The following is a 23,573-nucleotide window of genomic DNA, read 5'->3' as shown; positions in this document are numbered from 1 at the left end:
ATGTGAGTTGAGCCCGTCTCGCGGGCACTGGAGCCTATATGGGGACATCCCCGCACAGTTCAAGTGGTTTTTCGCGCTAGCGCACATCCTCAGAGTAATGTGGCCCCGCCCCTATAGCTAAGCGGGAGCGAATACTGTATAAATAACCACTAATTGGGCCGGGCGCCCGCCGATTAGCAAGGACACAAGCGATCTCTATGCTGCTGCATCTGTCTATCAGCCAATTCACCCTGGTGGACCAACTGGAGTTGGAGTTTGGTCCCGGTACCAGCACCCTGACCGGTGAGACCGGCGCGGGTAAGTCAATCACCCTGGATGCCCTCGGCCTGGCGCTGGGCGGTCGCGGCAGCGCTGAGCTTGTACGCACCGGCGCCAATCGCGCCGATATCAGCGCCACCTTTGATATCGCCGAGCACCCCAGCGCCGCCAGCTGGCTCGAATCCCAGGAGCTGGACGCCGGGCAGGAAGTCATTCTGCGCCGCACCATCGGCGCCGACGGCCGCTCCCGCGCCTATATCAACGGCCAACCGGTCACGCTGTTGCAGCTGCGCGCCCTGGGCGAACAGCTGATCGATATCCACAGCCAGCACGAGCACCAATCCCTGCTGAAGAAAGAAACGCACCTGCGCCTGTTGGATGAATACGCCCAGGCCCAGGAACTCGCCGCAGAGACCCGCAGCCGCTTCAAAACCTGGCGGGATCACTATCGCCGCTATCGCACCCTGGCCGACAGCGCCGAAGAAGCCGAAGCCCGCCGCCACTTGCTGGAATACCAGCTTAAGGAACTGGATCAACTTGGCTTGAGCGAAGGGGAAATAGAGTCCCTCGAGAGCGAACAACAACAGCTGGCCAATGCCGGAGAAATCCTCAATGGCAGCTACCAGCTGGCCGCTTTCCTGTCCGGCGGTGAGGGCGATATCGCCGAACAGCTACACCGCGCCCTGCAACTGCTGTCCTCCATGCCCGGGCAGGCTCCGGCGTTAGTGGAAGTGGCGCAGATGCTCGACAGCGCGCGCATCCAGGTGGATGAAGCCGCAGCCACCCTCTCCCGACATATCGACCGCTTCGAGATGGACCCGGAGCGACTCTCCGAGGTTGAAGACAGGCTCAGCGCCATCTACCAGGCGGCGCGCAAACACCGAGTCCAACCGCAGGAGCTGCCGGCACTACAGCAACAGTTACAGGCAGAGCTGGACGATATCGGCAGCCCAGATGCCCTGGAGCGCCTAGCCGCAGATTGTGAAGAACTGGAAAGGCAGTACAGAAAAGTTGCCGGCAAGCTCAGCAAACTGCGCAGCAAAGCAGCAACTTCACTGGCAGAAGCCGTGAACGACCAGCTGGCCGATTTGGCCATGCCTCACGCTCGAGTAGAGCTATCACTTCAAAAGCTGGATACGCCTAATAGCCAGGGACTCGAGGAAGCGGAAATTTTAATATCCACCAACCCGGGCCAACCGCCTCGCCCCCTAGGCAAGATTGCCTCCGGCGGTGAGCTCTCCCGGGTCAGCCTGGCAATCCAGGTGGTAACTGCGCAAACCTCCCGCACCCCCACCCTGGTATTCGACGAGGTGGATGTGGGTATTGGCGGTGCCACCGGTGATGTGGTGGGCCGCCTGCTGCGCCAACTGGGGGAAACCCGCAATGGCCGCAGCGGCCAGGTGATCTGTGTGACCCACTTGGCCCAGGTAGCGGCGCGAGCCCACCGCCAATACCTGGTGGAGAAGCACAGCGATGGCGAAAGTGTTTTTGTGGCCCTGCGCGAACTCACCAACGGCGAGCGCCGCGAAGAAGTGGCGCGCATGCTCGGCGGCGCCCCCACCGCCCAATCCCTGGCTCATGCCGAGGAAATGCTGGAGAGAATTTAACTCTCCAAATTCCTCTCTCGGGCTGGCTATAGAGTCAGCCTCGCTCCCTCCATACGGTACCAGCACCAAGCGTCACCAAAGGTCAAAAATGGTGCATTTTGGTAAGCAATCTTATACCGTAGATCAATAATTGACCGCCACACAATCCGGTAAACCACCCCTTTCGTCGGATATATGTGCCGATTTAGGACAAACGAACAAATATGACTGGGAGTGGCAGGTAAAGTCACCATATACTTGGCGGCTTATTTTTCGATGTATGAGTAGTCCCGGCCGAGGTTATGCAGAGAACGATTTTCAACACCCCCATTGTCACCCCAATCCTCCGCTTGGTTGCACGGGTGCTACTGAAGTTGCACGGCTGGCGTGTCAAAGCTGACGAGCAGTCTCTCAAACTAAAGCAGTATGTTTTGATCGGCGCCCCCCATACCACTAACTGGGATGGCTATTACTTTATCCTCGCCGCACTCAAACTGAAGATGACCCCGCAGTGGATGGGCAAAGACAAGCTATTTACTTTCCCCCTGGGTGGCCCCATGCGCTGGTTCGGCGGTATCGCCGTAGACCGCAGCAAAGCCAACAACCTGGTGGATGCCACCGCCAGGCAATTCAAACTGCGCAAAGAACTGGTTATCGCTATCCCCCCCGAGGGCACTCGCGGTTTGGCGGAACGCTGGAAGACCGGCTTTTACCATATCGCCCGCAACGCCAGGGTCCCGGTGGTACTGGGCTATATCAGCTTCCCCAAAAAAGAAGTGGGCATCGGCCCGATAGCTCAATTCGGTGAAAACCTGGAAGCCGAGCTGTTGAAGCTCAAGGAATTTTACGCGGATAAAATTGGCAAGTTCCCAGAGCTTTACACTCCACCCTGCCAGTCGTAACACTCAGGATAAGCATTTGAAGGGTGCGGTGAATACCGCACCCGGAAGAATTACTTCTCTTTTTCTGTCACATACAGAACCAGGCTGTGGCCAGTCAGCTCATAGCCGTGCTCTTCAGCGATCTGGCGTTGTAGCTCCTCAATCTCTTCATTGTGGAACTCGATAACCTTACCGGTATCGGTGCACACCATGTGATCGTGGTGATCACCACGGTCCAACTCAAATACAGAGTGGCCACCATCGAAATTGTGGCGCACAACCAGGCCCGCGCTCTCAAACTGGGTTAACACCCGGTACACAGTAGCTAGGCCAACATCCTCTCCCGCTTCCAGCAATAGCTTATAGACATCCTCAGCACTCAAATGCTGCTCACTGGTGCTTTCGAGCAATTGCAGAATTTTTACCCGCGGCAGAGTGACCTTGAGGCCAGCCTTGCGCAATTCCTGGTTTTCATTCGACATGTATCAATATTTCCCGGCAGGATTTTAAAAGTTATCCGAAGTTGCCCAAACCCACAGCGGCCATTTATAAAGGATTCCGACCCTGGAGTCCCGTCTGTCAGCGAGCCAACTCTTCAGGTATTATCCCATGCCCTACGGAGTCAGAGAAACCCCGTACTGCTCACTTAGAGCAGAACTGGTAGGTGGAGGAACTTTTTTTCTCCACTTGGGACTAAACTGACTGTTTGTAAGAAATCAGCGTGAGCGCTGCCGTTTGAAACCGAATAATGGAGCAATGAATGCCGCCTAGTCTGAGATTTCTCACCATCGCCTTCTTCTGCAGCTTGCTGGGAGCCTGCACACTCGTAAAATTCCCCGGTGTACACCGTATTGAAGTGCAGCAGGGCAATATCATTACCCAGGAGATGGTGGATCAGCTGAAGCCAGGGATGACTCGACGCCAGGTACAGTTTGTCTTGGGCACTCCGCTGCTGGAAGATACCTACAATCCCAACCGCTGGGATTACGTCAATCGCCTTCGCGACAAGAAAGGCAATATCACCCAAAAGACCTTTAGCGTTTACTTTGACGAAGACTCCCTGGTAGCCACCAGCGGCGACTGGCAGCCCACAGGCTGGCCCTAAGAGGACGCCCCCGCGGCGCCTTTCTTCTTCTCAGCCATACGCTTGGCTTTTTCGGCGCGCTGCTTGCGCGCCTCTTTGGGATCGGCGATCAAAGGGCGATATACCTCAACCCGGTCCCCAGGTTGCAGGACATAACTTTCTGCCGGCGGCAGCCCCTTACTCCCCAGCACCTGGGCAAAAATGCCCATCTTTGCAGTATCCGGATCAACTTCAGGATACTCCCTGGGAATTCCCGAGCGAATTAGCGCCTCCCGCGCAGTGGTGCCCTCAGACACCAACAAACGCATCAATCGCTGTTCATGGGGCAGTGCGTACACCACCTCCACCGAGATTGTTTTCTCTTCTGTCATTGGGGTTTCCCATAAACTTCTTCAGCGCGCTCACACATAACTGCAACCATCTGGTTAGCCAGGTCACTGAAAATTTTTCCCGCAGCCGCCGCGATCAATCGATTTTTCATCGAAAACGAAAGGGTGAAACTCACCTTACAGGCATTTTCAGCCAGTGGAGTAAATTCCCACAGCCCTTCAAACTGCTCGAAGGGGCCATCCACCAGTTTGAGTGTCATCGACTTGGGACGCACCAACTGATTTCGAGTCACAAAGCTCTGCTTTATACCCGCGCGCGACAAATCCAGGCGCGCCTCTAAAGTGGTGTCATCGCTGTGAATAATCTCCGCAGCGCGACAGCCGGGCAAAAATTGCGGGTAGCTGGCCACATCGTTGACCAGATCAAACATTTGTTCTGCGCTGTACATCACCAGCGCACTGCGTTCTATTTCAGTCATTCCTACTGTCTAATCCAGTCCATCAGGCAAAATTACCTGGGATTGCCGTTGAACGGCTAATTTTGCCAGTCGACGCTACTCAAGCAAGACAATTCCTGTAACAATCGCATTTTTTACTGGTGGGGAGCAATTTGCCCCAGCCGATGTATCAAAAACTACAAGCATTCAAAAAATAATAGCGAGAGTACTTATGACCGCAGTGAGAGAGCATTTTGGGTCAAGGCTGGGCTTTATCCTGGCCGCCGCAGGTTCCGCCGTCGGTATTGGCAACCTGGTCGCATTCCCTGTAGCAGCCACCAAAAGCGGGGGCGGCGCCTTCTTACTGGTCTACGCTCTCTTCGTATTCCTGATCTGCCTGCCGGTGATGATGGCTGAACTCGCTATGGGTCGCCGCTCAGACAAAGACCCTGTCGGGGCCTATCGCGAGATATCCAAGGGCTCCACGCTGTGGAGTATTCCCGGTTGGCTGGCCCTAATCACCCCATTTATGATCGCGGTTTTTTATTTGGTAGTCACCGTTTGGGTAATGGGGTACCTGGTAGAAATCTTCTCCGGCAACCTGGATAAGCTCGCCACCCCGGATTTCTTTATCCACTTTATCAATACTCCCACGGTATTTATTTACCTGGTCATCCTGATGCTGATCATTAATGCCATTCTCGCTATGGGTGTTAAAGACGGTATTGAGCGGGCCGCAAAAACCCTGATGCCCATGCTGTTTGTGATGTTACTGGGACTGGTCTTCTTTGTATTGACCCTGGATAACGCCGCCCTCGGTTTGCAGTACTACCTGGTACCCGACTTCAGCAAAATTGATGGCAACGTAATCAGTAAAGCCATGGCCCAGGCCTTCTTCTCCCTGTCTCTGGGAATGGGCATCATGATTACCTACGGCTCCTATATGAAGAAGAAGGACTCCATCCCCGGTTCCTCCCGCGCCGTAGCGATTACTGACACATTGGTAGCCTTTACTGCTGGCCTGCTGATTTTGCCGAGTATTTTCCACTTTAACCCGCAGATTGATCCGGCAGAATTGAGCGACTCCTCCGCCGGTATGATCTTCCTGTTCCTGCCAAAGATTTTCCTCGCTTTGCAAGACGGAATCGGTTACATAGGCGCCAGCGCCGTAGCGGCCATCTTCTTCTTCCTGGTACTGGTTGCCGCCATCACCTCACTGGTTTCCATTATCGAAGTGCCTATCGCCACCCTGCGCGACGAGCGCAACATGGAGCGTAAGAAGGCCATTTACATCGTCGCGGCAGTTCAATTTGTACTCGCCATCGCTTGCGCCGTATCATTCGGTATGGCCACTTGGTTTACAGAGTTTGTACAACTGGCCGGCGCAAACAAGTCGTTCTTCGATTTGGTGGAGATCATCTTCTACGACACCATCCTGCCTTTAAACGGCCTGCTGGTATGTCTGTTCGTGATCTACAAATGGAAGAAATCCAATTTTGATAAAGAGCTGCAAGAAGGTGACAGCAACTTTGCAGGCTCGTTTTCGCAAAAATACGTTAACTTCTCCCTGGGCACTTTTATCCCATTGATACTGCTGCTTATCTTTATCAATACCGTGGCCCTGAAGTTTTTTGGACACAGTTTTATATAGTCACTCGTAGTTTTCATGGCCAAGAAAAAGAAAGCACAAACATCCAATACCATCGCCCTCAACAAGAAGGCCCGCCACGACTATTTCATTGAAGAAAAGTTTGAGGCGGGCGTTGAGATGAAAGGCTGGGAAGTCAAAAGCTGTCGGGAGGGCAAAGCCCAGCTGACCGACAGCTATGTCATTTTCAAAAACGGGGAAGCCTGGCTGCTGGGTGCCAACATCCAGCCGCTACCCAGTGCCTCCACCCACTTTGTTACCGAGCCCGACCGCACCCGTCGCCTGCTGCTCACCAAGCGCGAGCTTTCCAAGCTGATCGCCGCTGTTGAGCAGAAAGGCCACACTGTGGTTGCTACAGCCATGTATTGGAAAGGGCATCTGGTGAAGTGCGAAGTCTGCCTTGCTAAAGGTAAGGCGAGCCATGACAAGCGCGAGACTGAGAAGAAGCGCGATTGGAACCGCGAAAAGCAGCGCCTAATGCGCTCGGCGCACAAATAGTGCACAGTGAACTATTAGAAGAATAATTACGGGATTTACCATGAGTGCACCGCGAGGACAGTTCAGCTCGAATATTGGCTTTTTGATGGCTGCGGCGGGCTCCGCCGTTGGTCTCGGCAATATTTGGGGCTTTCCAACCAAGGCCGCCAGTAACGGCGGCGCCGCCTTTGTAGTCGCCTACTTATTTCTAGCCTTTGCGCTCGCCTATCCGGCCCTGATGGCCGAACTCACCATCGGCCGCCACGCGCGCCGCAATATGGTGCAGGCGCTACGCTCCATTTCCAACGGGCCCATCAGCCGCTTTTTCGGGGGCCTGACCGGCTTCGGCGGCATCCTGGTGGCCTCCCTGATCCTGAGCTTCTACGCCATTGTGGCGGGCTGGATGGTAGCCCACCTGGCCGAACCTTTCGCCGGCCTGTTCGGCGCCCAAGAGGCGGCCCAGTGGTTGGCCGGCAACAGCACCGATCGCAATATGATCATGACTGCCATCTTCAGTGGTCTTACCATGCTGATTATCGCCAGTGGTGTTGAAAAGGGGATCGAGCGCTGGTCCACCCTGTTGATGCCATCGCTGATCATCCTGTTATTGCTGTTGATCTGCTACGTACTCACCCAGCCCGGCGCCCTGACCGGCCTGGAAGTGTACCTGATGCCCAATTTCGACCACTTCACCCCGGATCTGCTAATTTCCGCCATGGGCCAGGCTTTCTTCTCCCTGTCCTTGGGTGTAGGCACCATGCTGATCTACGGCTCCTACCTGAGCAAGCAGGAGAGCTTGCCGCGCCTCGGCGCCCTGGTAACCCTGATTGATGTGGGCATCGCCTTCACAGCGGGCCTGCTGATCCTACCCGCCATGTACGTAGCCCAGGAAGCCGGCACCCAGATTTTCTCTGCCGACGGCTCCCTGATCGCCGGCCCAAGCCTGATCCTACAAGTGCTGCCGGCACTGTTCGACACCATGGGTGAAGCCGGGATATTCGTCGCCATCGCCTTCTTCGCGCTGATGGTTATCGCCTCCCTCACTTCCTCCATTTCCATGTTGGAAGTACCGGTGGCCTTCTCTATCGAGAACCTGAATATCCCTCGCCGCATCGCCACCCCGATCGTTGGCCTGATCATCTTCGGCGTGAGTTGCGGCATCATCTACAACTTCGACGCCCTCTTCGGACTGGCAGTCAGCATCAGCACCGAATACGGCCAACCTCTGCTCGGCATTGCACTATGTATCTTTGCTGGCTGGATCTGGCGCCGCGATCAGCTGCTGAGTGAGCTCAAAAAAGGCCACGAAGATATCGAACAGACCCTGTTCTGGAAGATCTGGCCCTGGTACGTGCGCATCGTCTGCCCACTGCTGATCCTGACCGCTTTCGTGCAGTCCATTCGCTAAGCTGATCTCCCTCCCGGCGGTACCTCACCGCCGGGAACCCCCTTCCCACCTAAGCCCTCCCTCAAAGCGCCTGACTAAAGCGACTCTGATCGCTCAAATGCCAATTACATAAAATTTATTGCTAACGTGAATTTTGAGGTATACTTAGGTGACACACATGAGTGTTTCTTATCGGGGATGACTTGGATTCGACGCCGGTTACGAAACCTTGGGTGCATGCCGAGATGGCAGCGAATCTCGTAAATCCAAAGCTGTATTTTATTAGTTGCCAACGACGACAACTACGGTGCCCAACTCGCTGCGTAAGCAGCTTGTGAAGCGCTAACTAAGGGTTCGCCCCTTAGCAGTCTTCAGCAAGGTTCCAGTATCGCGCTGTAGACTGTTATACAGAACTGGATCGCCGCAAGCCATACCCGTGGGTAAGCGGTTAAACAAATTTCGGGATCGCCCTATACGTCCTGACCGCCGGGCTGTAATGGGTTAAATCAATAGACGGAGCTAAGCATGTAGAGCCTCTGGCAGAGTGCTGACGGACGCGGGTTCGACTCCCGCCATCTCCACCAAATTGCTGTCTCAGACAGCCCACGAAAGCCCCGCAAACCTAGTGTTTCCGGGGTTTTTGCTTATCTGACCAATCCCAGTTAATCTAACTCAAACCCACCAAATCCAGCCATTTTTGGTGGGGTTAATTGTGGGGTCGAGCAGATTTGCGCCACTGACCCCACCAAATTGCCGGAGGGCAAGGAAGTACGCGGGGTTGACCCGTCGCCCTCAGATAGTCGCAGGGAGACAAGAGCGTGCCTCTTTCAGATACCAAAGCTAAAGCCCTCAAGCCCAGAGACAAGAAATACCTGGAGAGTGATAGCAAGGGCCTCTACCTGGAGATAAAGCCCAACGGCACCAAGCGCTGGATATTCCGCTTTCGCTTACATGAAAAACGCTGCGACCTGGCGCTGGGGGTGTACCCATCGGTCAGCCTTGCTAAAGCCCGTGAGGCAGCCAGGGAGGCTAAGGAATATGTTGCCCAAGGTATAGACCCACGCGATGTAAAGCGCGTCCGTCGAGAATCCAACCTGGAAGCCAATCGCAACAGCTTCGCCGCTGTTAGTGATGAATGGTTCGCCGCCAAGATGGCACACCTATCCAACTCATCAAAGGACCGCGCCACCCTCGCTTTAGAGCGTGACCTAAAACCCTATTTGGGCAAGCGCCCTATCTCCGAGATAGCCCCACCGGAAGTGCTGCGCTGTCTGCGTCGTATTGAAAGCCGGGGCACCCTGGAGACAGCCCACCGGGTAAAGCGGGTAGCCAGCCAAGTGTTCCGCTTTGCCGTGGCCACCGGAAGGGCCGACCGCGACCCCACCACAGACCTGACCGGCGCACTCACCCCCACCAAGAAAAAACACCTGGCAGCCATTACCGACCCTGCTGAAGTTGGGCGCCTACTAACTGCCATAAACGAATACCAAGGCACCCCAGTAGTGAGAGCAGCCCTGAAGCTGTCGCCGCTCCTATTCTGCCGCCCTGGAGAGCTGCGTAAGCTGGAGTGGACCGAAATTAATTGGGAAGCCAAGCAAATAGAGCTGCCCGGCGAAAAAATGAAAATGGGCCAGCCGCACATTATCCCGCTGGCAGAACAAGCACTAGCACTACTTCAAGAACTGGAGCCGCTAACTGGCCGTGGCAAATATATTTTCCCATCAGCTCGAGGCCAGAGCCGCCCACTGTCTGACAACGGCGTGAGGACTGCGCTCAGGTCGCTGGGCTATGACAATGAAACCATGACTGCCCACGGCTTCCGCGCTATGGCCCGCACCCTGCTGGATGAAGTTCTGGGCTTCCGTGTGGACTACATCGAGCACCAGCTGGCCCATGAAGTGAAAGACACACTAGGGCGTGCCTATAACCGCACCAAGCACCTTGAGCAGAGAGCTGCAATGATGCAGAAGTGGGCAGATTATTTAGACAACCTGAGAGCTCAAGTAGGGATAGAAAATGTAGTAGTCGCTAATTTCAGATTAAACAATTCAAGCACTTAACACTCAGGAATAACACCCAGTAAATCTAAGCTTGCCTTGACTCCCCGGGCGCCCGGGGATTAAATTTAGGTAGGCTGTCGATTTCTGCACGACGCCTCTCTTCAAGGATTCTTAAAGCCTCTAATTGTCACAATTAAAACCACACTGCCTCTTACTGTTGAAACAAAATATAATTTCATACTTAACTACCAAGCCGACTTAAATTGGCCCCTACAAACCTACTGTGGCCCTGTGCCGCCTTGACAGTTTACACGTGTACACGCTATTTTTTGGCAAGCTGCCGATTTCTGCGAAGGGCTTGAGACAAGTACTGTATTTTAATCCAGTCGAAGCTTGTGGCGCACAAAACCACCTTGACGGCTAGCCGTCTAGACATTAAATTGAGGCAAGCTGCCGATTCGTGCGGAGCAACCCACAAAAGCCCCAGAAAACTTGCAACACATACGCCCGTATGGTCGAATATATGCAAGGCTGCCGAGCAGTATGAGCAGCCCACAAAATCTTAGAAGGCCCGCCGCGAGCGGGCTTTTTTGTGCCTGAAAGATAGAGAATCGCTGATAAATTAAGCGCCTCTAGTCAGGCGCCTGCAGCCCCGAAGATTACAGATTCAAACCACTAAACCCGCCGCGTGCGGGTTTTTTTATGCCTGAAATTTGAGTTCAAAGGAGGAGCACTTTTAAACACCTCTTCAAGAGAGGCCGCGTAGCAGCAAAGTTTTTTACATCTAGTTTTCAAACCCAACCCGCCTAGTGCGGGTTTTTTTGTTTCTAAAGAGAGGAAGCCTTATGGCTGGGACTGTCGAGCACACAAACACCATTAACCGAGACGCTCTTTATCGAGCAAAGGACTGCGCGAATTTATATAGCGTTGGCCTTTCGACATGGTGGAAGTGGGTTTCAGATGGACGTGTCAAACCCGGCATTAAGCTGGGACCAAAAACAACCGTATGGGAGGGAGAGTATTTAGTAGACCTTCGCCAAAAACTCATTAGAGAAGCTCAGAGCTAACGGGAGGAATCATGAAAACAATCAGAACCGCCCCAGAACAGAGCGGCCCCGACCAAAAAACCAAGCCCATAAATAATACCAGTGAATCGCTATTTGGAGTAGTTTTAAGCACGCCCCACAGCACCAACTGGGCGACCCCCAATAAAGAGCAGCTGGCACTTTTCCCGCCGGGTAAACAACGCCGCCTTACCGCCAGGCAAATGCGAGCACTCAAAACTCTTGTTAAGCGGTCATGCTGCCGAGAGGAGTTAGATAAAGTCACCGGGGCAAGTAATAGTCCCGAAATCGTATCGCAACTTAGAAAGCGAGGAATAGCTGTTAAATGCCGAATGGAGGGGCATATTGACCGAGACGGAATTGCAGGAAGTCATGGCGTTTACTGGCTACCTGACAGCGAATGCCAGCGAGTAAAGTCCTTAAATCTGCTGGAGGACTAATGGCAAAACGGAGACAGAAGCCTGAAAACGGCAGCTACATCCAATGCCCGCACCGTGTTTACGATAGCCCCCGCTTCCGGGGGCTAGGCGCCCAAGCCCATAAGCTGCTGAATAACGTCATGGTTCAGTACAAAGGAAATAACAATGGCCACCTGTCGGCCTGCTTTTCGATTATGAGGGACTATGGATGGGCCAAGGGAACACTTTACCGGGCTCTTGGGGAGCTGGAGCACTCAGGAATATTCGTTGTCACTCGAAAAGGAGTTAAGAAGCGAGGCTGCCCAACCCTGTTAGCTGCGACTTGGTTTGGGATTGATGAACCAAAAAATGGAACTGAATTTCGAGAAGGGATTATGCCAGGACGCCAGTCACTGGGGTATTGGTGCACCCACCCCTCAACCTGGAAGCTAAAACCAACCCTCAAGGCTCCTGCAAATTTCGATTTTACCAGTCTCATATTGGAGGACTAACTACCTCTACCTACTCCAATATGAGACAAGTTAAAGAGGAAAACAGATGATACGAGCGCCAGCAGTACCAATATGAAGGACTAACAGCCCTTTTTTGGGCCTCACTAGTCTCATATTGGAGAGTCTTATACTTAGCCATACCCATAGTTAACCAATTCTAATGCTCCATACAGTGCGTGGGCCTCACATCACTGAGTCAGCGTGAGAATAGCGGTTAAGCAATAGGGGTTGACCACCTGATAACTGATACCCCTAACAGCTGCCCGATGGGAAATCGTTAGTCTGTTATGAGAGTAGGTCGGCTTGAATCGAAGCCCACCTCTGGTGCCAGATGATTAATTCGGGTTCATCAGCTTGCAAACGCCTTTCATGCAGTTAGCGCCCAAAGTGGGGCAACAATTCGTGACGCCATCAAGCCTGATTCACATGTGAGAGTTTTGGGCAGCCAAGCGCCCCCAAAAATATTGGCATCACATTCGACGCCCAGCATTGAAAGGCTTTACACTGGGCAAGCATACTGGAGGCGTTGCGGCAAAATCCGTAACCGGGATTGGAACCCCGAAACTATCAGGCGCCCCGAAGCCGCCTACCCTGTATGCGGTTTTTTTGTGCCCAGACCTCTATGGTCTCACCCTGTTATGGTGGGCTTTCTGGGGGGCCTTGTGCCCGCCGTTCCTGATAGCGGTAGTTCCAACCCAGTCAGCCCGCCGCCCAATTGAGATTGGAACCTCAAGGGCAGCGGCTCACCCAATATCAGGAGCCCAGACCATGGCAAACCAAGCCCCAGTTGAATCTATCCCTCAAGCCGATAACTTCCTTAGCCGTTCAATCGACCTCGCAAACCTCAGCCTTGAGTCACTGAACAAGCTGCGCACTCTCTTCCACAGCATCAGCCAGATATCCGAGAGCAACACCACCAGCCAAGAGCTAGCAGTTATCGGCGCCCACCTTGCCGATGAATGGGCAAACCTAATCGACTGTGAGAGGGAAGACCTGGAGCGCTTGGAGGGCAAGCAGTGAGAGGTTTTTAGCTGGCTCATAGTGCAAGGGGGCCTTGAAACAGGGCATCCTTACCGAGGGAGGCCAGCAGACCTTCAAGGTCATACCAGAGCGGGAATTCCCGCTTTGGCCCTTTCACATTTGAAACCTCGAAGGGTAAAGCCTTACCGCAGGGCAGGACTATCTCACTCCTTGGTTTCAAGGAGTCAGAGTACAAAACGAGCGTGGGACCACTCAGCCCCAAAACATTAAGAAATATTAAGGTGATATTGAGAGCTGGCAGCCCAAACCCCGAATTCGGGGTCTGGTGCTCTGAGCGTGAGTTGAGAGGCTTTTAGCCCACTCACATTTGAAATGCGAGTGATAGCGAAGTGGAATTACTGAGAGATACTGAGGTGACCTCTAAGCGTTACTCAGAGACACCAGTACAATACACCTCCGAGAACAGTAAAATGACCCGGAAGGCCACAGGAGCCCTTACAGCCACAGATACCCTCATGAAGTTATTAAGCAGTGTCACAGGCTACATTTACTGAAGGTAATGCATTACCGGTTGTGCCTGTACTCCCATTGCTGAAAGCACCTAGGGAATAGATATCGCTATAAATATCTCCATTTATTAATATGCTCGAATCTAGATTGTCGAATAGCGCATGCCTCTCAATTAATGGTTTAAATTTATCTCTGCCTTCCCCATAAAGACCATTGTAAAAGAGCATACCAATTTCATAAATGGATAATTGCGACCGAATAATTCTGACATAGAACTGCTTGTCTTCCTTGGCTCCCCCTCCCTCATCAACAAATCTCAATAAAGAATATAAATTCCTGAAATAATGACTTAAATCTCCTTCTGATTCTCGGTAAACCTTTAAAAAGGAAGATTCAATGATGTCTCGCAAACCAACTTTAGCTGGCTCAGCTTTCTTATATTCTCTCTCTAAGCGCTTAAAAAATACAGTGAAGCAGTCCCTGCCCTTTGTGGCGCGATTAACGTGCGTAGCTATCAGGTCAATATCACTCACGATATCATTGTGAAGCCGTATCAACTGGAAAAAAGTGTTCTCAAAATTCTGTCTCTTTAAAGATTCACTTTGTTCCTTGAGGGCGTCTGCTGAATTCCTCAGCTCCTTCGTTGAGTTACTTAACTCCTCACTCTGCATGGAGATAGTCAGCAATAGAGCCATAAGCCCGGTAAAGCCAAAAATAGGATTTAAGACCCCACCCATAAAATCCCCAAAAGCACCCCAATCCCCATTGTCAGTAGAAAGCCCTCCATTAAACATAGATGCGTACATCACCCCAGCGCAAATAGCGATGATAAGTGACATAGCAATTAGCCACTTGAAGTCTCTAATTAGTGACCTCCACTTAGGAGCGGTATCTATTTGATTAGTATCTACTTCCACCCTGAGAACTCCCTTACTACTCAGCTATACGATTATGAATGACATAAACGCCCCTAGTCTTGAGGCTTATTTACATCACTTGCCACAAGAAAACAGACATGTGGCATGTGTGCCAGAAACTCAGAGGTTAATCCGGATGTGGAACCGTGTCGATTTGCCTGACTCATTAAAACAATCAAAGGAAAGATTTTTGCAGCTCAATTAGCAAGCCACAGACATGAGGTGCACTAACGTACCAATATGGTCTTTGTTCGCAATTCTTACTGAGAAATACTGAGGTGCTCCCTAAGCAGCACTAAAACGCACCCCCCAAGGCCAGCAAAGCGGCCCAGAGAGCCACAGAGGCCCTTTCAGCACAAGGTGCGCCCCATTGTCACCCTCTCAGAGTTTTGCGACCAGTACGCGCGCTAGCAGAGTCAGGAGTCACGTTTCAAACGCAACCCTTTGAGGCTGCCTCGGTGCGCGCAAGGTATATGCACGGTCGAAACCCTAACCCATCGAAATGACGGGATTGAAACCAATGTTCCCGGGGTGTGCGCCCAGCGCTTACCCTTCTGGATTTCATATCTAAGAGCCTCAACCCTCAACGCCTTGGCCAAAACACCTGAATAGCGTTGCGTGATGGCTAAAGTGAAGGTTTTTTGGAAGTCGTTTGTGGGGGTTGGCTGCACTTATCGACCGCTTTCAAGGCATGGGGTCATGTCTAGTATGCCATTGATTTTATGGGTAAATCACAGGATGAAATTGAAGAGCTTCAGGCGCTGGCTCTAGCCCTGCCGTCAGCGACATGGGAGCCCTAAAATGGGCCCCCTTCGGCAAGCGACAAGCAAAAATGCACTGCACTAAATCGCCCTGGATGATATGGGTTGGGCAAGATGTAAATTCACATCTTGGTACACAAGAGCATTGAATGCAGCTTCTCAACCGGTGAAAATAAAACACGAACCGGTGAAATCTGAGCACCCAACCGGTGAAAATGACAACACGTCCGTCTCTATAAAACCAGTAAGAACCAGTAGTAAACCAGCAGGCACGAAACAAGGCGCAGGCACACTTAATCGATGTACCACAGTGTAAATCTACACTTTGAATCTGGACTCACCTCGCAGATGTAAAACTGAAATTCGTTCGAATTAGAAACTGTGCAGATTTGCATATTTTCTCATTACACATGCGAGCCCCTGATAAACAATCTCCCGCTCTGGGGGTGTAGCAGGAGATAGCACACCTATAGCAGCTCCTGGCATAGGGGGTGGGGTAAGAGATGGCACCAGAACCAGTCACTCTTTGAACCAGTCAGTTAATCTAATACTTCGTTAACTCGATTGGAGCAGGGTAGTGAATCTCCTGCACCACGTGGTGAATCTCCTGCACTAGGGGGTAGTGAATCTCCTGCACCCAGAACCAGTCACTCTTTTGAACCAGTCAATGAACCTACCTTGCAGGTTAAAATAAATTCAAAATAAATCTGCCAATTCACCTAAGGCGCAATGGCAACCAAACACCGAACAAGAAACCGGCTTGGGCTTACTCTCGCAGGGAGATTTGAAAATCACCCCCAGCCATACAAACCAGCACAAAAGAATGAATTTAGCGAAATCGCGTTGAGGCCAATTGAGAGGTTGTTTCGCGGCCTTTAACTAAAGGCCACCCCATCACAGCAAGAAAGAAATAAATCCCGGCAGGAGCGCTTAGAACCGCCTTAGTGATGGTCGAGAAAGATAAAGCCCAGAAACAATTCGAGCAGAGCTGAAGTTAGGCAGTTTCAACGCTGTCCAAACGCAGACCCGCTTTTCCCAATCCACTTCCTGAAAAACCGGATACGGATAATCCAGATACGGTTTCACCGGATACGGTAAATCCGACACAACAAAGTAAAGAATATAACAAAGTAAATACTGGACTAAGTAACCAGTCTGAGAGTGCGCAACCCAGGATTCACCCATTTCTGGCACTGCCGTACAAGCTTGAAAATCAAACATCACACGATAGATTTTGCGCCTGCACCTTCAACACTCGAAAACGCACCTCAGAGGCTTACTGTTGGGTTTTAATCCTTGCCCACCCCATCATACCAATTGAGCGATAAAAGCCATCAGGAAGCCTTAGAGGCAGCTTTAAGGGCAGCGGGAAACGGAGAGAGTTACACAGGGAATCCATTCCCTTGGTTTTCATGATTCAGCCGCAACTGGAACTGGAATCCTCATCCCTCGCACTCACAGCAAACGGCGAGGCAGTCGTCAACGCTGTAGCCGTGCTGGTTAGCCAGGTGGAGCTGTGGGCAACCTGGCTGACAACATTTTGAGCCAGCGTGGCTTTGCGTACTTTTTTCCAATCCCGAAGAACTTCCGCACCTGGCTCGTTCGGCCAAGATGAAAAATCCAATCCCCTAGTAATATTTTTAGGTTCATTTAGTTTCTTTTTAGATTCGTGGTCCGTTTTTGGTACTGGTTTTGTCCGTTTTTGGACCTGGCCCGCTTTTGGGACTAGTACCGTTTTTGGGCCTGGTTGTTTGGCCAAAATTTAAAGTGAATTGATTGCTGGAGCCGTTAGATTTGACGCGGACAGTTAGCCCCGATTCCTCTAGCTGCTCCATTGCTGTGATGACCGTTTTACGGTTGGGACCTGTCGCCTGAGCTAGGCATGAAATAGATGGGTCGCACTGCCATGCCCAGCTAAGACGATTACTTTTTGACCTAAGCTAGAATTCTGGCTTAGCCGTAGAGAGAAGGCTTATCCACAACTGTCAGTCATTAGCTCAGCAAGTAAAGTGGGGAAATCTTCGGAATTGAAAGCACTGTTTATTTATACAAGGAGGCGATAGAGATACCCTTGCGGCCAAGGGCATCGATTGGAGAGAAACCGTACAAATTTGTCCAGTTATCAAGAGCCCTTAAGGGGCCAAAGAGCTAGGTCTAAATACCGGGATTCCGGTATTAACAGCTGGCCAGCTTAAGCGTTTTTGGGTGGGTGGCCGATATGCAGTCTATTTAACTACTTTCAGGTCAGGTTTCCCGTCCGGGTTCTCATCACGCATAGCGCGCTTGCCACCACTAAGAAGCCCTACCTGGTCAAAATCACAATCAGCGGAAAGCAGTTCTTGAGTCCGCTTCTTCAACCACTCCTTTCCCCATTGCTCGTATTCTGGAGTCCCTTTAAGGGGATGCGTTTCACCGGCCATGCTGCGCTACACAAGCGGTCTGCTATTTGTTTCGAGTGTTGTGCTTTACCTTAACCATGTGCTGAAAGGCTACAATTCGCGCTCTCATCGCCACATCTTTAGGGTCCACCTCTTCCGGTAGTGGGACTATCTGCTTTTCAGCTGGGCTTAAGTGCCTGGGGTCTTTCTTATTACTCGGTTTTTTCATCGTCGTCATCCTCTAGCACCATGCGGCCTTCAGCGTCAGTTTTGCCTGAAATCAATTCTTGCGGCTCATCTTCTACCGGGGTTTTTCGATAAAGCTCCCTGTATGCGCGTTTAGCAGCCTCTTCGACAGAGACAGGTTTCCGGGGCTTTTTATCACGGATATCAGTGACCTTCCCCATAACTAAATCCTCTTAAATAGGTAGTCGCCCTTGGCAACATAAGTAAACCCATACGTTGCATAATATGATTTCACTACATCATTAATCGGGCGCATGATTCGCAGCTCATTAGCCCCTAACACATCTGCGTAGGTCTGCATCGCAACAATAATAATATTGAATACCGAGTTCTCCCGCTTAGCAGGGCTGGCCTCTACGAAATCCAACCGAAGACTACCACTAGAGTAGGTAGGACGACCAAATGATAAAGCGTTAAGGCACTCCCCATTCCATACAGCACACTCAAAGCGCTTTGGGTAGCGGAACTTAATTTCAGGATAAACCTCAGCCCACTCCCAGTTGACGCGCCGATTAGGGTGAGCCTCCCAGCCTTTAGCTGCCTTTAAAACCACCTCGTTGATAGTTGTGAGTTTTAACCCTGGATAATCACCCTTAACTAGTTCCTCAGCCACCGCCAATACCTGAGTTCTAATTACCCCATAACGCCTTTCAGCGTCTTGATGTGTTGCAAGCATCGAATCCTTTCCCCTGCTTAACGAAGCAAGGGGATATTACGATACACATGTTTATGCGGCAATGTGCTGAACTTGCAAGACTTACCTATATTTATCACACCATGGTACCAATAAAAATATTTAGGAAAATAAGCCACTTTCTTAATTCAACACTGCACATTCAGCACCCAATTTTCATTTGGGCCCAGCTAGCGATGGAAGACATTGGGTGGATAACTATGTACCATCAAAAAGTAACAATCTCATCTGTGAATAAAGAGCAGCAATGGGCTTTTGGTGAGTAACTACGGTGTGTAGTTTCACTTTCTGATATCGAAAGGAAACCGATGTGAATCAAGAAATATCGACTGAGTTCAATGGGCAAGAAATATCAGCGGAATATAGTGTTGATGATGACATCTTGCATGTATACCTGCCTGATGGAGAGATTCAAACAACCGAACTACGCGGATTAAAACCTAAGTCTGCCGCAATGATGCACCTTAAAAGCTACGCAAGTAGAAAGTGCAAATCATCACGATAAGTTAAATTCTATATTAGCTGGAAATATGACACCGTAGATTTAAAGTGCAGTAGGTGGGTCCAATCGATGAAGGCTGCAGCCGCCGCCAGACATGGGCCCTAGCCTGAGAATACCTGAACTTCATTTTTGGTTGAGGCTCCACAGTTCGGGCATGTTTTTACCGTACCTGTCCCAACACAGTGTTGGCACGAAGCCCTGGTATATTCGCTTGAAGAACAAGAGGAGCACTTCTGAGCAACAAGTTTATGCTTACAAACTGGACAGTAGCTTTGAGTATTAGGCCATTCACCTTCTAGTAACCGCCTTCTAGATTCTTTTTCTTTTCTTTCTTCTTCTTGAACCCTTCTTCTCATTGCTTCATGAGTATACTTATCGCTAGGAACTTTAGGGGGGCTAACTCTCTGATACCTATGTACCCCTATAGAATTATCTGCATTTCTTGATGTTCGGCGTTGTTCGCGTAACATATTTTTCGAATGTGCTATCTCATTATCAAGACTTTTATTTAGCTCCTTTCTTAGCTTATCAAGCTGCCTCTCTTTTCTTTTGTGATTAAGCCATCTTTTAGCTATAACCTCTTCAGTTACCCATCTACGCATAGCAGCCTTATAAGTAATTCCGCGAGGCACCTTGCTCTCTAGTGAAGATAGATAATCTGACACGTCAAACTCCAAGTGGCCTGACACTTTATCAGGATAATCATCAAGGCTTATTGCCACACGCTCTCTGTGTATGATATCGAGAAGCAGCTTATGATTTTGTATCGTTGCTATGAGCGTATACGGAATCGAAAACTCTTTGTACTCACTCACTGAATTGGTTGAGGCTTCAGTTATCGTGATTGAGTCACGACGCTTATATCCACCCTTATTCAGGCACAAAAACTCCTCATATACTGGAAGCGCTAAAGGTTCATTTTTCGCGTCAAGTAGCATCTGCCTTAGCATTTGCGCACAGACCAACTCGAAAGATAGTTCACACTCCTTTTCAGCCATTACTTCAGCGCGGCTATCATGAGCAAAGTGCCATTCCACCTTCTCACCACGCCTAGCAACAACGCTCTGCCCGCAAGAGGGACAGACACAATTACAGCTGCGCCCACGTGGCACATCTTCAACACCACAAAGTTCGCCACTTTCCCTATTTATCGCAAATGGTATTAGTGTACTCATAACCCTATGACTCATAATCCCTTATCTGTCGCCAATTATTACAAATAAGCTCATCTTGAAACTACAGCTGGGAAACCAGAATCTCGGTACTTTTTATGGACTAAAAAAACTAGGCACCATCAAGGGGAAGGTTTTTCCACAATCAGTTGCCTCGCCTTATCTGCGGGCTGTCTCACTGCCAGGAAGGTTTATGCGGGGTCAGACCGGGACAGGACACCAGCACAAAGAGGAGCGGCGCTCTCCTGTTGACAAATGTTGACATCAGCAAAGGTTTTGTTCGCATCAGTATAATCCCCGAGAAGGCCATCTAATTACGGCCTATTGCTGCTCAAGCTCCGCTACCCTCTGAGTTAGCTCATGCACCATCGGGCCATAGGAATCATCTACCGCCTTTGCCGCCTGAATGCTCCCAAGTATTGCCGAAGAGTAAACTATCCAGGGCATAGCTACCCACACCCAAGGCCAGCTCACCGCTCCCAATGCTTTCAGGGCCAACAACACCAAGCCACCCCACGATAAAACTACCCCCAACCTATTCATAATGCCTCCAGCTGAATTACATTTCTTAGAGCACCAAGTGAGAATAAATTCCTATCATCAATAGGCAAAGAGAACTGTTTAACGAGGTGCCAGAATGGGGGGTTACTTTGCTCTGATGGTGGGTTTATCTGTGGGGTTTTGTGATTAAGCAAATTGTGAAACCAGTAAATACGGGGCCTACAGCCAACTATTCGACTCCCGCCATCTCCACCAAATCGAAAAAGGCCAACCGTGAGGTTGGCCTTTTTTATTTCTAGCTCACATCCAGAAAACCTTCAGGTTCAAGAGCTAAACAATTTCCTTGCCCAAAAAGTCGACATCATTAAAGTGCAACTATCCAACACTGTATACACTACCTCTTAACTTCTTTTAAATCCGGCTTCCCCTCAGGATTATCATCTCGCATTCCATCTTTCCCCGCTCAGTAGCTCTGTCTGATCTACTTCTTCGGAACCTGATAACAGCTCTTCATCACACTTTTTAGCGCACTCCTTTCTCAACTTTTGATATTCAGTAGTGCCCTTTGGGAGGCGTTTTTCATTGAGAATAAATCACCGCCCTAAAACAAACAGCGACAAGGGTAATCAGCAAAAGGATTGACTAAGCAAAAATTAATATCTCCTCCTAAAGCTCTGACTACTTTTAATTACACACAAGAGAGACAATTTCATTTATGAGCATCACGCTCCTAAATTTTGCACGTCCGCACCAGTCACTTAAACGGCACGTAATTCTACCCAAACTAATCTAATCAAGTTTTACAATCTCTACGAAATATTCCCTGCACCCGCTTAGCCGCCACTTATTAATGGCCAAAGTTAGCGCTCGATTACTACACATCAAGCAAGGATCACTCTGGCGCAAACATGGTGGGGACGAGTTACTAAAGGGAGATAGTAGTGCTAACAAAGGAAGAGGTTTGATCCTACCCACCAACGACGGACACTCTCTTAAGCGATAAACTACGCAGCAGAGGTGCTCTATGACAAGATCAAATAAACCAACCAAAACCACTCGTAAACAGTACTCAGAGGAGTATAGAAAGGATGCCCTAGCACTTGCGCTCAAAGTTGGGGTAAGCGTTGCCGCTAAACAGCTTGGGTTACATCCTTCTCAGATTTACGGATGGCGAAGCAAGGCTAAGTTACATCAGAGCCGAGGGGATGCCGAGAGAGAGCTGGCCACAGAGAATGCTCGCCTTAAGCGGCAGCTGGCTGAGCAGGCAGAGGAGCTGGCGATCTTAAAAAAGGCCGCAGCGTACTTTGCAAAGAGCCTGAAATGAGGTACGCCTTCATGCAAATGCACAGGCATGAATTCAGCATCAAAGCGATGGCCAAGGTATTGAACGTATCTCGCAGTGGGTTTTACGACTGGGTGTCAAGATCGGCCGGCCAATCCAGGTACCAGCAGTACCGAATGCAGCTCGATAGCTTGGTACAGCAGCGCTTTATAGCCAGTAAAGAACGTAGTGGCTCTCCTCGCCTGACGAAGGAGTTGGCCAGTGAGGGGAGTAAATATAATCAAAAAACAATTGCTGCCAGCATGCGTCGACAGGGCCTACGGGCTAAAGCCGCCAAGAGATATAAAGCCACAACCTATTCAAAACATGGCCTGCCAGTAGCTCCAAATCTGCTCGAGCAGAACTTCAATGCTGAAGGGCCGAATCAGAAATGGGCTGGGGATATAACCTACCTGAGAACGGAAGAAGGTTGGTTATATCTGGCTGTAGTGATAGACCTATATAGTCGGCTAGTTATTGGTTGGGCGATGTCAGAAACGATGACAGCTACATTGGTCTGTGACGCTCTTCAAATGGCTTTATGGCGACGTAAGAAACCTACGAATGTTATCGTGCATACTGACAGGGGAAGCCAGTATTGCTCTAAAGATTATCAATCTTTGATTACAGCTTATGGTCTGCGGTGCAGCATGAGCGCCAAAGGTAATTGCTATGATAACGCTTGTGCAGAAACATTCTTTCACTCACTTAAGGTAGAAGCAATCCATGGTAACCGCTTTCCCACAAGGTGCCTCATGCGAGAGACCGTATTTGAGTATATAGAGATAGACTACAATCGAAATCGCTTACACAGCGCCAATGGCTATCTCAGCCCTGAGGCGTTTGAGGAACAACTAGTCGCTTAGTGGTGTGTCCGTTGTTGATGGGTAGGATCAGTTTTACATTACAGATCATACAGAACTATTCTTGGATTCACATCGATATGGGAATTCTAAAAAACCTAGACTTAATCATATTCGCCTCATGAAAGATGCGTTACTTCAAGCAAGAAATGGGGTGAAGTTTGTCGTATACAGAAGGCCAAGGTATGCAAACCACTACAATGTCCACCCCCTCAAGAACAATGCAACTCGGTGAATCTCATGCCCTCATGGACCACACTAGAGAGTACACTCAGAGATTATTGTGGAAACATTAGACTTAAAGCTCCCCTATACCAACTTAACCCTAATCCTGGATTCAATGCGATACCATCTTAAACAAATTGAAAACCTTGATGAGAATTCAATTAATGAAGACACCCTGTCTGATCTGCTTAACGATGCAGAAATCCTTAAAGGTGTAGAAGCTAATCTGGCAAAGCTTTTTAGTGAAAAGTTTGCCCCCTATTAGAGGCTTATGTAGTGGTCAACCCTTTTTAGGGTATGATAAATCAAGAGGTCCAGACAATAGTTAGCGACTACAGCTCTGCATTTCACCTAGGTCGCAAGCTAGTGGATAGACCCCAATCAGCAATCTCGGACACAGCGACGACTTTTATATTTCGGTTTCGTCTTCATTTAAAAGCC

24 protein-coding genes and 1 other RNA gene are annotated in these 23,573 nt (G+C 50.2%); 15 read left to right on the top strand and 10 right to left on the bottom strand.

The features are described 5' to 3' along the window. Positions 1-197: 197 nt before the first annotated feature. Complete coding sequence (gene recN, locus ACJJIW_RS10075; protein WP_444937251.1) at positions 198-1,865, top strand: DNA repair protein RecN; 1,668 nt, start codon at positions 198-200, stop codon at positions 1,863-1,865. Positions 1,866-2,146: 281 nt separating this feature from the next. Next, entirely contained in the window at positions 2,147-2,746 is a 600-nt protein-coding gene (locus ACJJIW_RS10070) for a 1-acyl-sn-glycerol-3-phosphate acyltransferase (RefSeq protein ID WP_282931310.1), read from the top strand. Between the two features lie 50 nt (positions 2,747-2,796). On the opposite strand, the gene fur is transcribed toward ACJJIW_RS10070, so the two are convergent. Next, positions 2,797-3,207 (bottom strand): ferric iron uptake transcriptional regulator, encoded by a 411-nt coding sequence (gene fur, locus ACJJIW_RS10065; RefSeq protein ID WP_282931309.1) that lies wholly within the window; start codon positions 3,205-3,207, stop codon positions 2,797-2,799. Between the two features lie 278 nt (positions 3,208-3,485). On the opposite strand from fur, the gene ACJJIW_RS10060 reads away from it, so the two are divergent. Then, positions 3,486-3,830: an outer membrane protein assembly factor BamE gene (locus ACJJIW_RS10060; RefSeq protein WP_282931308.1), complete on the top strand. Its 345-nt coding sequence runs from the start codon at positions 3,486-3,488 to the stop codon at positions 3,828-3,830. Here ACJJIW_RS10060 and ACJJIW_RS10055 read toward each other — a convergent pair. Further along, a complete protein-coding gene (locus ACJJIW_RS10055) occupies positions 3,827-4,180 on the bottom strand; it encodes an RnfH family protein (RefSeq protein ID WP_444937250.1) in 354 nt (117 codons plus the stop codon). The genes ACJJIW_RS10060 and ACJJIW_RS10055 overlap by 4 nt on opposite strands. Next, the gene (locus tag ACJJIW_RS10050) at positions 4,177-4,617 is read right to left on the bottom strand and encodes a type II toxin-antitoxin system RatA family toxin (RefSeq protein ID WP_413663280.1); all 441 of its coding nucleotides are present in this window, start codon (positions 4,615-4,617) and stop codon (positions 4,177-4,179) included. The genes ACJJIW_RS10055 and ACJJIW_RS10050 overlap by 4 nt, the downstream gene beginning before the upstream one ends. 190 nt (positions 4,618-4,807) lie before the next feature. On the opposite strand from ACJJIW_RS10050, the gene ACJJIW_RS10045 reads away from it, so the two are divergent. The 8 genes from ACJJIW_RS10045 (at position 4,808) to ACJJIW_RS10010 (ending at position 13,081) form a co-directional block, all read left to right on the top strand. Then, complete coding sequence (locus ACJJIW_RS10045) at positions 4,808-6,226, top strand: sodium-dependent transporter (protein ID WP_282931305.1); 1,419 nt, start codon at positions 4,808-4,810, stop codon at positions 6,224-6,226. Positions 6,227-6,241: 15 nt separating this feature from the next. Further along, on the top strand, positions 6,242-6,721 hold the full coding sequence (gene smpB / locus ACJJIW_RS10040) for an SsrA-binding protein SmpB (RefSeq protein ID WP_282931304.1): 480 nt from the start codon (positions 6,242-6,244) through the stop codon (positions 6,719-6,721). A 40-nt stretch (positions 6,722-6,761) separates the two neighbouring features. Next, entirely contained in the window at positions 6,762-8,108 is a 1,347-nt protein-coding gene (locus ACJJIW_RS10035; RefSeq protein WP_444937249.1) for a sodium-dependent transporter, read from the top strand. A 173-nt stretch (positions 8,109-8,281) separates the two neighbouring features. Beyond that, positions 8,282-8,671: a transfer-messenger RNA gene (gene ssrA / locus ACJJIW_RS10030) on the top strand. Between the two features lie 234 nt (positions 8,672-8,905). Next, positions 8,906-10,147 (top strand): tyrosine-type recombinase/integrase, encoded by a 1,242-nt coding sequence (locus ACJJIW_RS10025; RefSeq protein ID WP_444937248.1) that lies wholly within the window; start codon positions 8,906-8,908, stop codon positions 10,145-10,147. Positions 10,148-11,165: 1,018 nt separating this feature from the next. Beyond that, the gene (locus ACJJIW_RS10020) at positions 11,166-11,591 is read left to right on the top strand and encodes a hypothetical protein (RefSeq protein WP_444937247.1); all 426 of its coding nucleotides are present in this window, start codon (positions 11,166-11,168) and stop codon (positions 11,589-11,591) included. Further along, positions 11,591-12,061 (top strand): hypothetical protein, encoded by a 471-nt coding sequence (locus tag ACJJIW_RS10015; protein ID WP_444937246.1) that lies wholly within the window; start codon positions 11,591-11,593, stop codon positions 12,059-12,061. The genes ACJJIW_RS10020 and ACJJIW_RS10015 overlap by 1 nt, the downstream gene beginning before the upstream one ends. Before the next feature lie 768 nt (positions 12,062-12,829). Beyond that, positions 12,830-13,081 carry a hypothetical protein gene (locus ACJJIW_RS10010; protein ID WP_444937245.1) on the top strand — a complete coding sequence of 84 codons (252 nt, stop codon included), beginning with the start codon at positions 12,830-12,832 and terminating at the stop codon, positions 13,079-13,081. 485 nt (positions 13,082-13,566) lie between these two features. Here ACJJIW_RS10010 and ACJJIW_RS10005 read toward each other — a convergent pair whose 3' ends face one another. After that, positions 13,567-14,469: a putative phage abortive infection protein gene (locus ACJJIW_RS10005; protein WP_444937244.1), complete on the bottom strand. Its 903-nt coding sequence runs from the start codon at positions 14,467-14,469 to the stop codon at positions 13,567-13,569. A 2,164-nt stretch (positions 14,470-16,633) separates the two neighbouring features. On the opposite strand from ACJJIW_RS10005, the gene ACJJIW_RS10000 reads away from it, so the two are divergent. Continuing rightward, the gene (locus ACJJIW_RS10000; RefSeq protein WP_444937243.1) at positions 16,634-16,774 is read left to right on the top strand and encodes a hypothetical protein; all 141 of its coding nucleotides are present in this window, start codon (positions 16,634-16,636) and stop codon (positions 16,772-16,774) included. A gap of 681 nt (positions 16,775-17,455) precedes the next feature. Here ACJJIW_RS10000 and ACJJIW_RS09995 read toward each other — a convergent pair. Genes ACJJIW_RS09995 through ACJJIW_RS09980 form a run of 4 tightly spaced genes read right to left on the bottom strand, consistent with a single transcriptional unit; the run spans position 17,456 to position 18,530 of the window. Next, complete coding sequence (locus ACJJIW_RS09995) at positions 17,456-17,650, bottom strand: hypothetical protein (protein ID WP_444937242.1); 195 nt, start codon at positions 17,648-17,650, stop codon at positions 17,456-17,458. Between the two features lie 22 nt (positions 17,651-17,672). Next, on the bottom strand, positions 17,673-17,837 hold the full coding sequence (locus ACJJIW_RS09990; protein WP_444937241.1) for a hypothetical protein: 165 nt from the start codon (positions 17,835-17,837) through the stop codon (positions 17,673-17,675). Continuing rightward, on the bottom strand, positions 17,821-18,015 hold the full coding sequence (locus ACJJIW_RS09985; RefSeq protein WP_444937240.1) for a hypothetical protein: 195 nt from the start codon (positions 18,013-18,015) through the stop codon (positions 17,821-17,823). Before ACJJIW_RS09985 ends, ACJJIW_RS09990 begins: the two co-directional genes overlap by 17 nt. Before the next feature lie 2 nt (positions 18,016-18,017). Continuing rightward, the gene (locus tag ACJJIW_RS09980; RefSeq protein WP_444937239.1) at positions 18,018-18,530 is read right to left on the bottom strand and encodes a hypothetical protein; all 513 of its coding nucleotides are present in this window, start codon (positions 18,528-18,530) and stop codon (positions 18,018-18,020) included. Positions 18,531-18,858: 328 nt separating this feature from the next. Between ACJJIW_RS09980 and ACJJIW_RS09975 the strand changes: the two genes are divergently transcribed. Then, on the top strand, positions 18,859-19,053 hold the full coding sequence (locus tag ACJJIW_RS09975; RefSeq protein ID WP_444937238.1) for a hypothetical protein: 195 nt from the start codon (positions 18,859-18,861) through the stop codon (positions 19,051-19,053). Between the two features lie 98 nt (positions 19,054-19,151). Here ACJJIW_RS09975 and ACJJIW_RS09970 read toward each other — a convergent pair whose 3' ends face one another. Together ACJJIW_RS09970 and ACJJIW_RS09965 are read right to left on the bottom strand one after the other, a co-directional pair. Further along, positions 19,152-20,225: a competence protein CoiA family protein gene (locus ACJJIW_RS09970; protein ID WP_444937237.1), complete on the bottom strand. Its 1,074-nt coding sequence runs from the start codon at positions 20,223-20,225 to the stop codon at positions 19,152-19,154. Between the two features lie 318 nt (positions 20,226-20,543). After that, complete coding sequence (locus ACJJIW_RS09965) at positions 20,544-20,765, bottom strand: hypothetical protein (protein ID WP_444937236.1); 222 nt, start codon at positions 20,763-20,765, stop codon at positions 20,544-20,546. Between the two features lie 982 nt (positions 20,766-21,747). Here ACJJIW_RS09965 and ACJJIW_RS09960 point away from each other — a divergent pair. Both ACJJIW_RS09960 and ACJJIW_RS09955 read left to right on the top strand, forming a co-directional pair. Beyond that, a protein-coding gene (locus ACJJIW_RS09960) for an IS3 family transposase (protein ID WP_282932943.1) occupies positions 21,748-22,910 on the top strand; the annotation gives its coding sequence in 2 pieces (ribosomal slippage) (positions 21,748-22,006 and positions 22,006-22,910; 1,164 coding nt in all). Positions 22,911-23,190: 280 nt separating this feature from the next. Continuing rightward, positions 23,191-23,397 (top strand): hypothetical protein, encoded by a 207-nt coding sequence (locus ACJJIW_RS09955; RefSeq protein WP_282931301.1) that lies wholly within the window; start codon positions 23,191-23,193, stop codon positions 23,395-23,397. Positions 23,398-23,573 lie beyond the last annotated feature (176 nt).

Source organism: Microbulbifer maximicatervae (SeqCode) (assembly GCF_052467815.1).
Note: the sequence above shows the minus strand (reverse complement) of the source record. Positions and strands in the feature narration are given on the sequence as shown.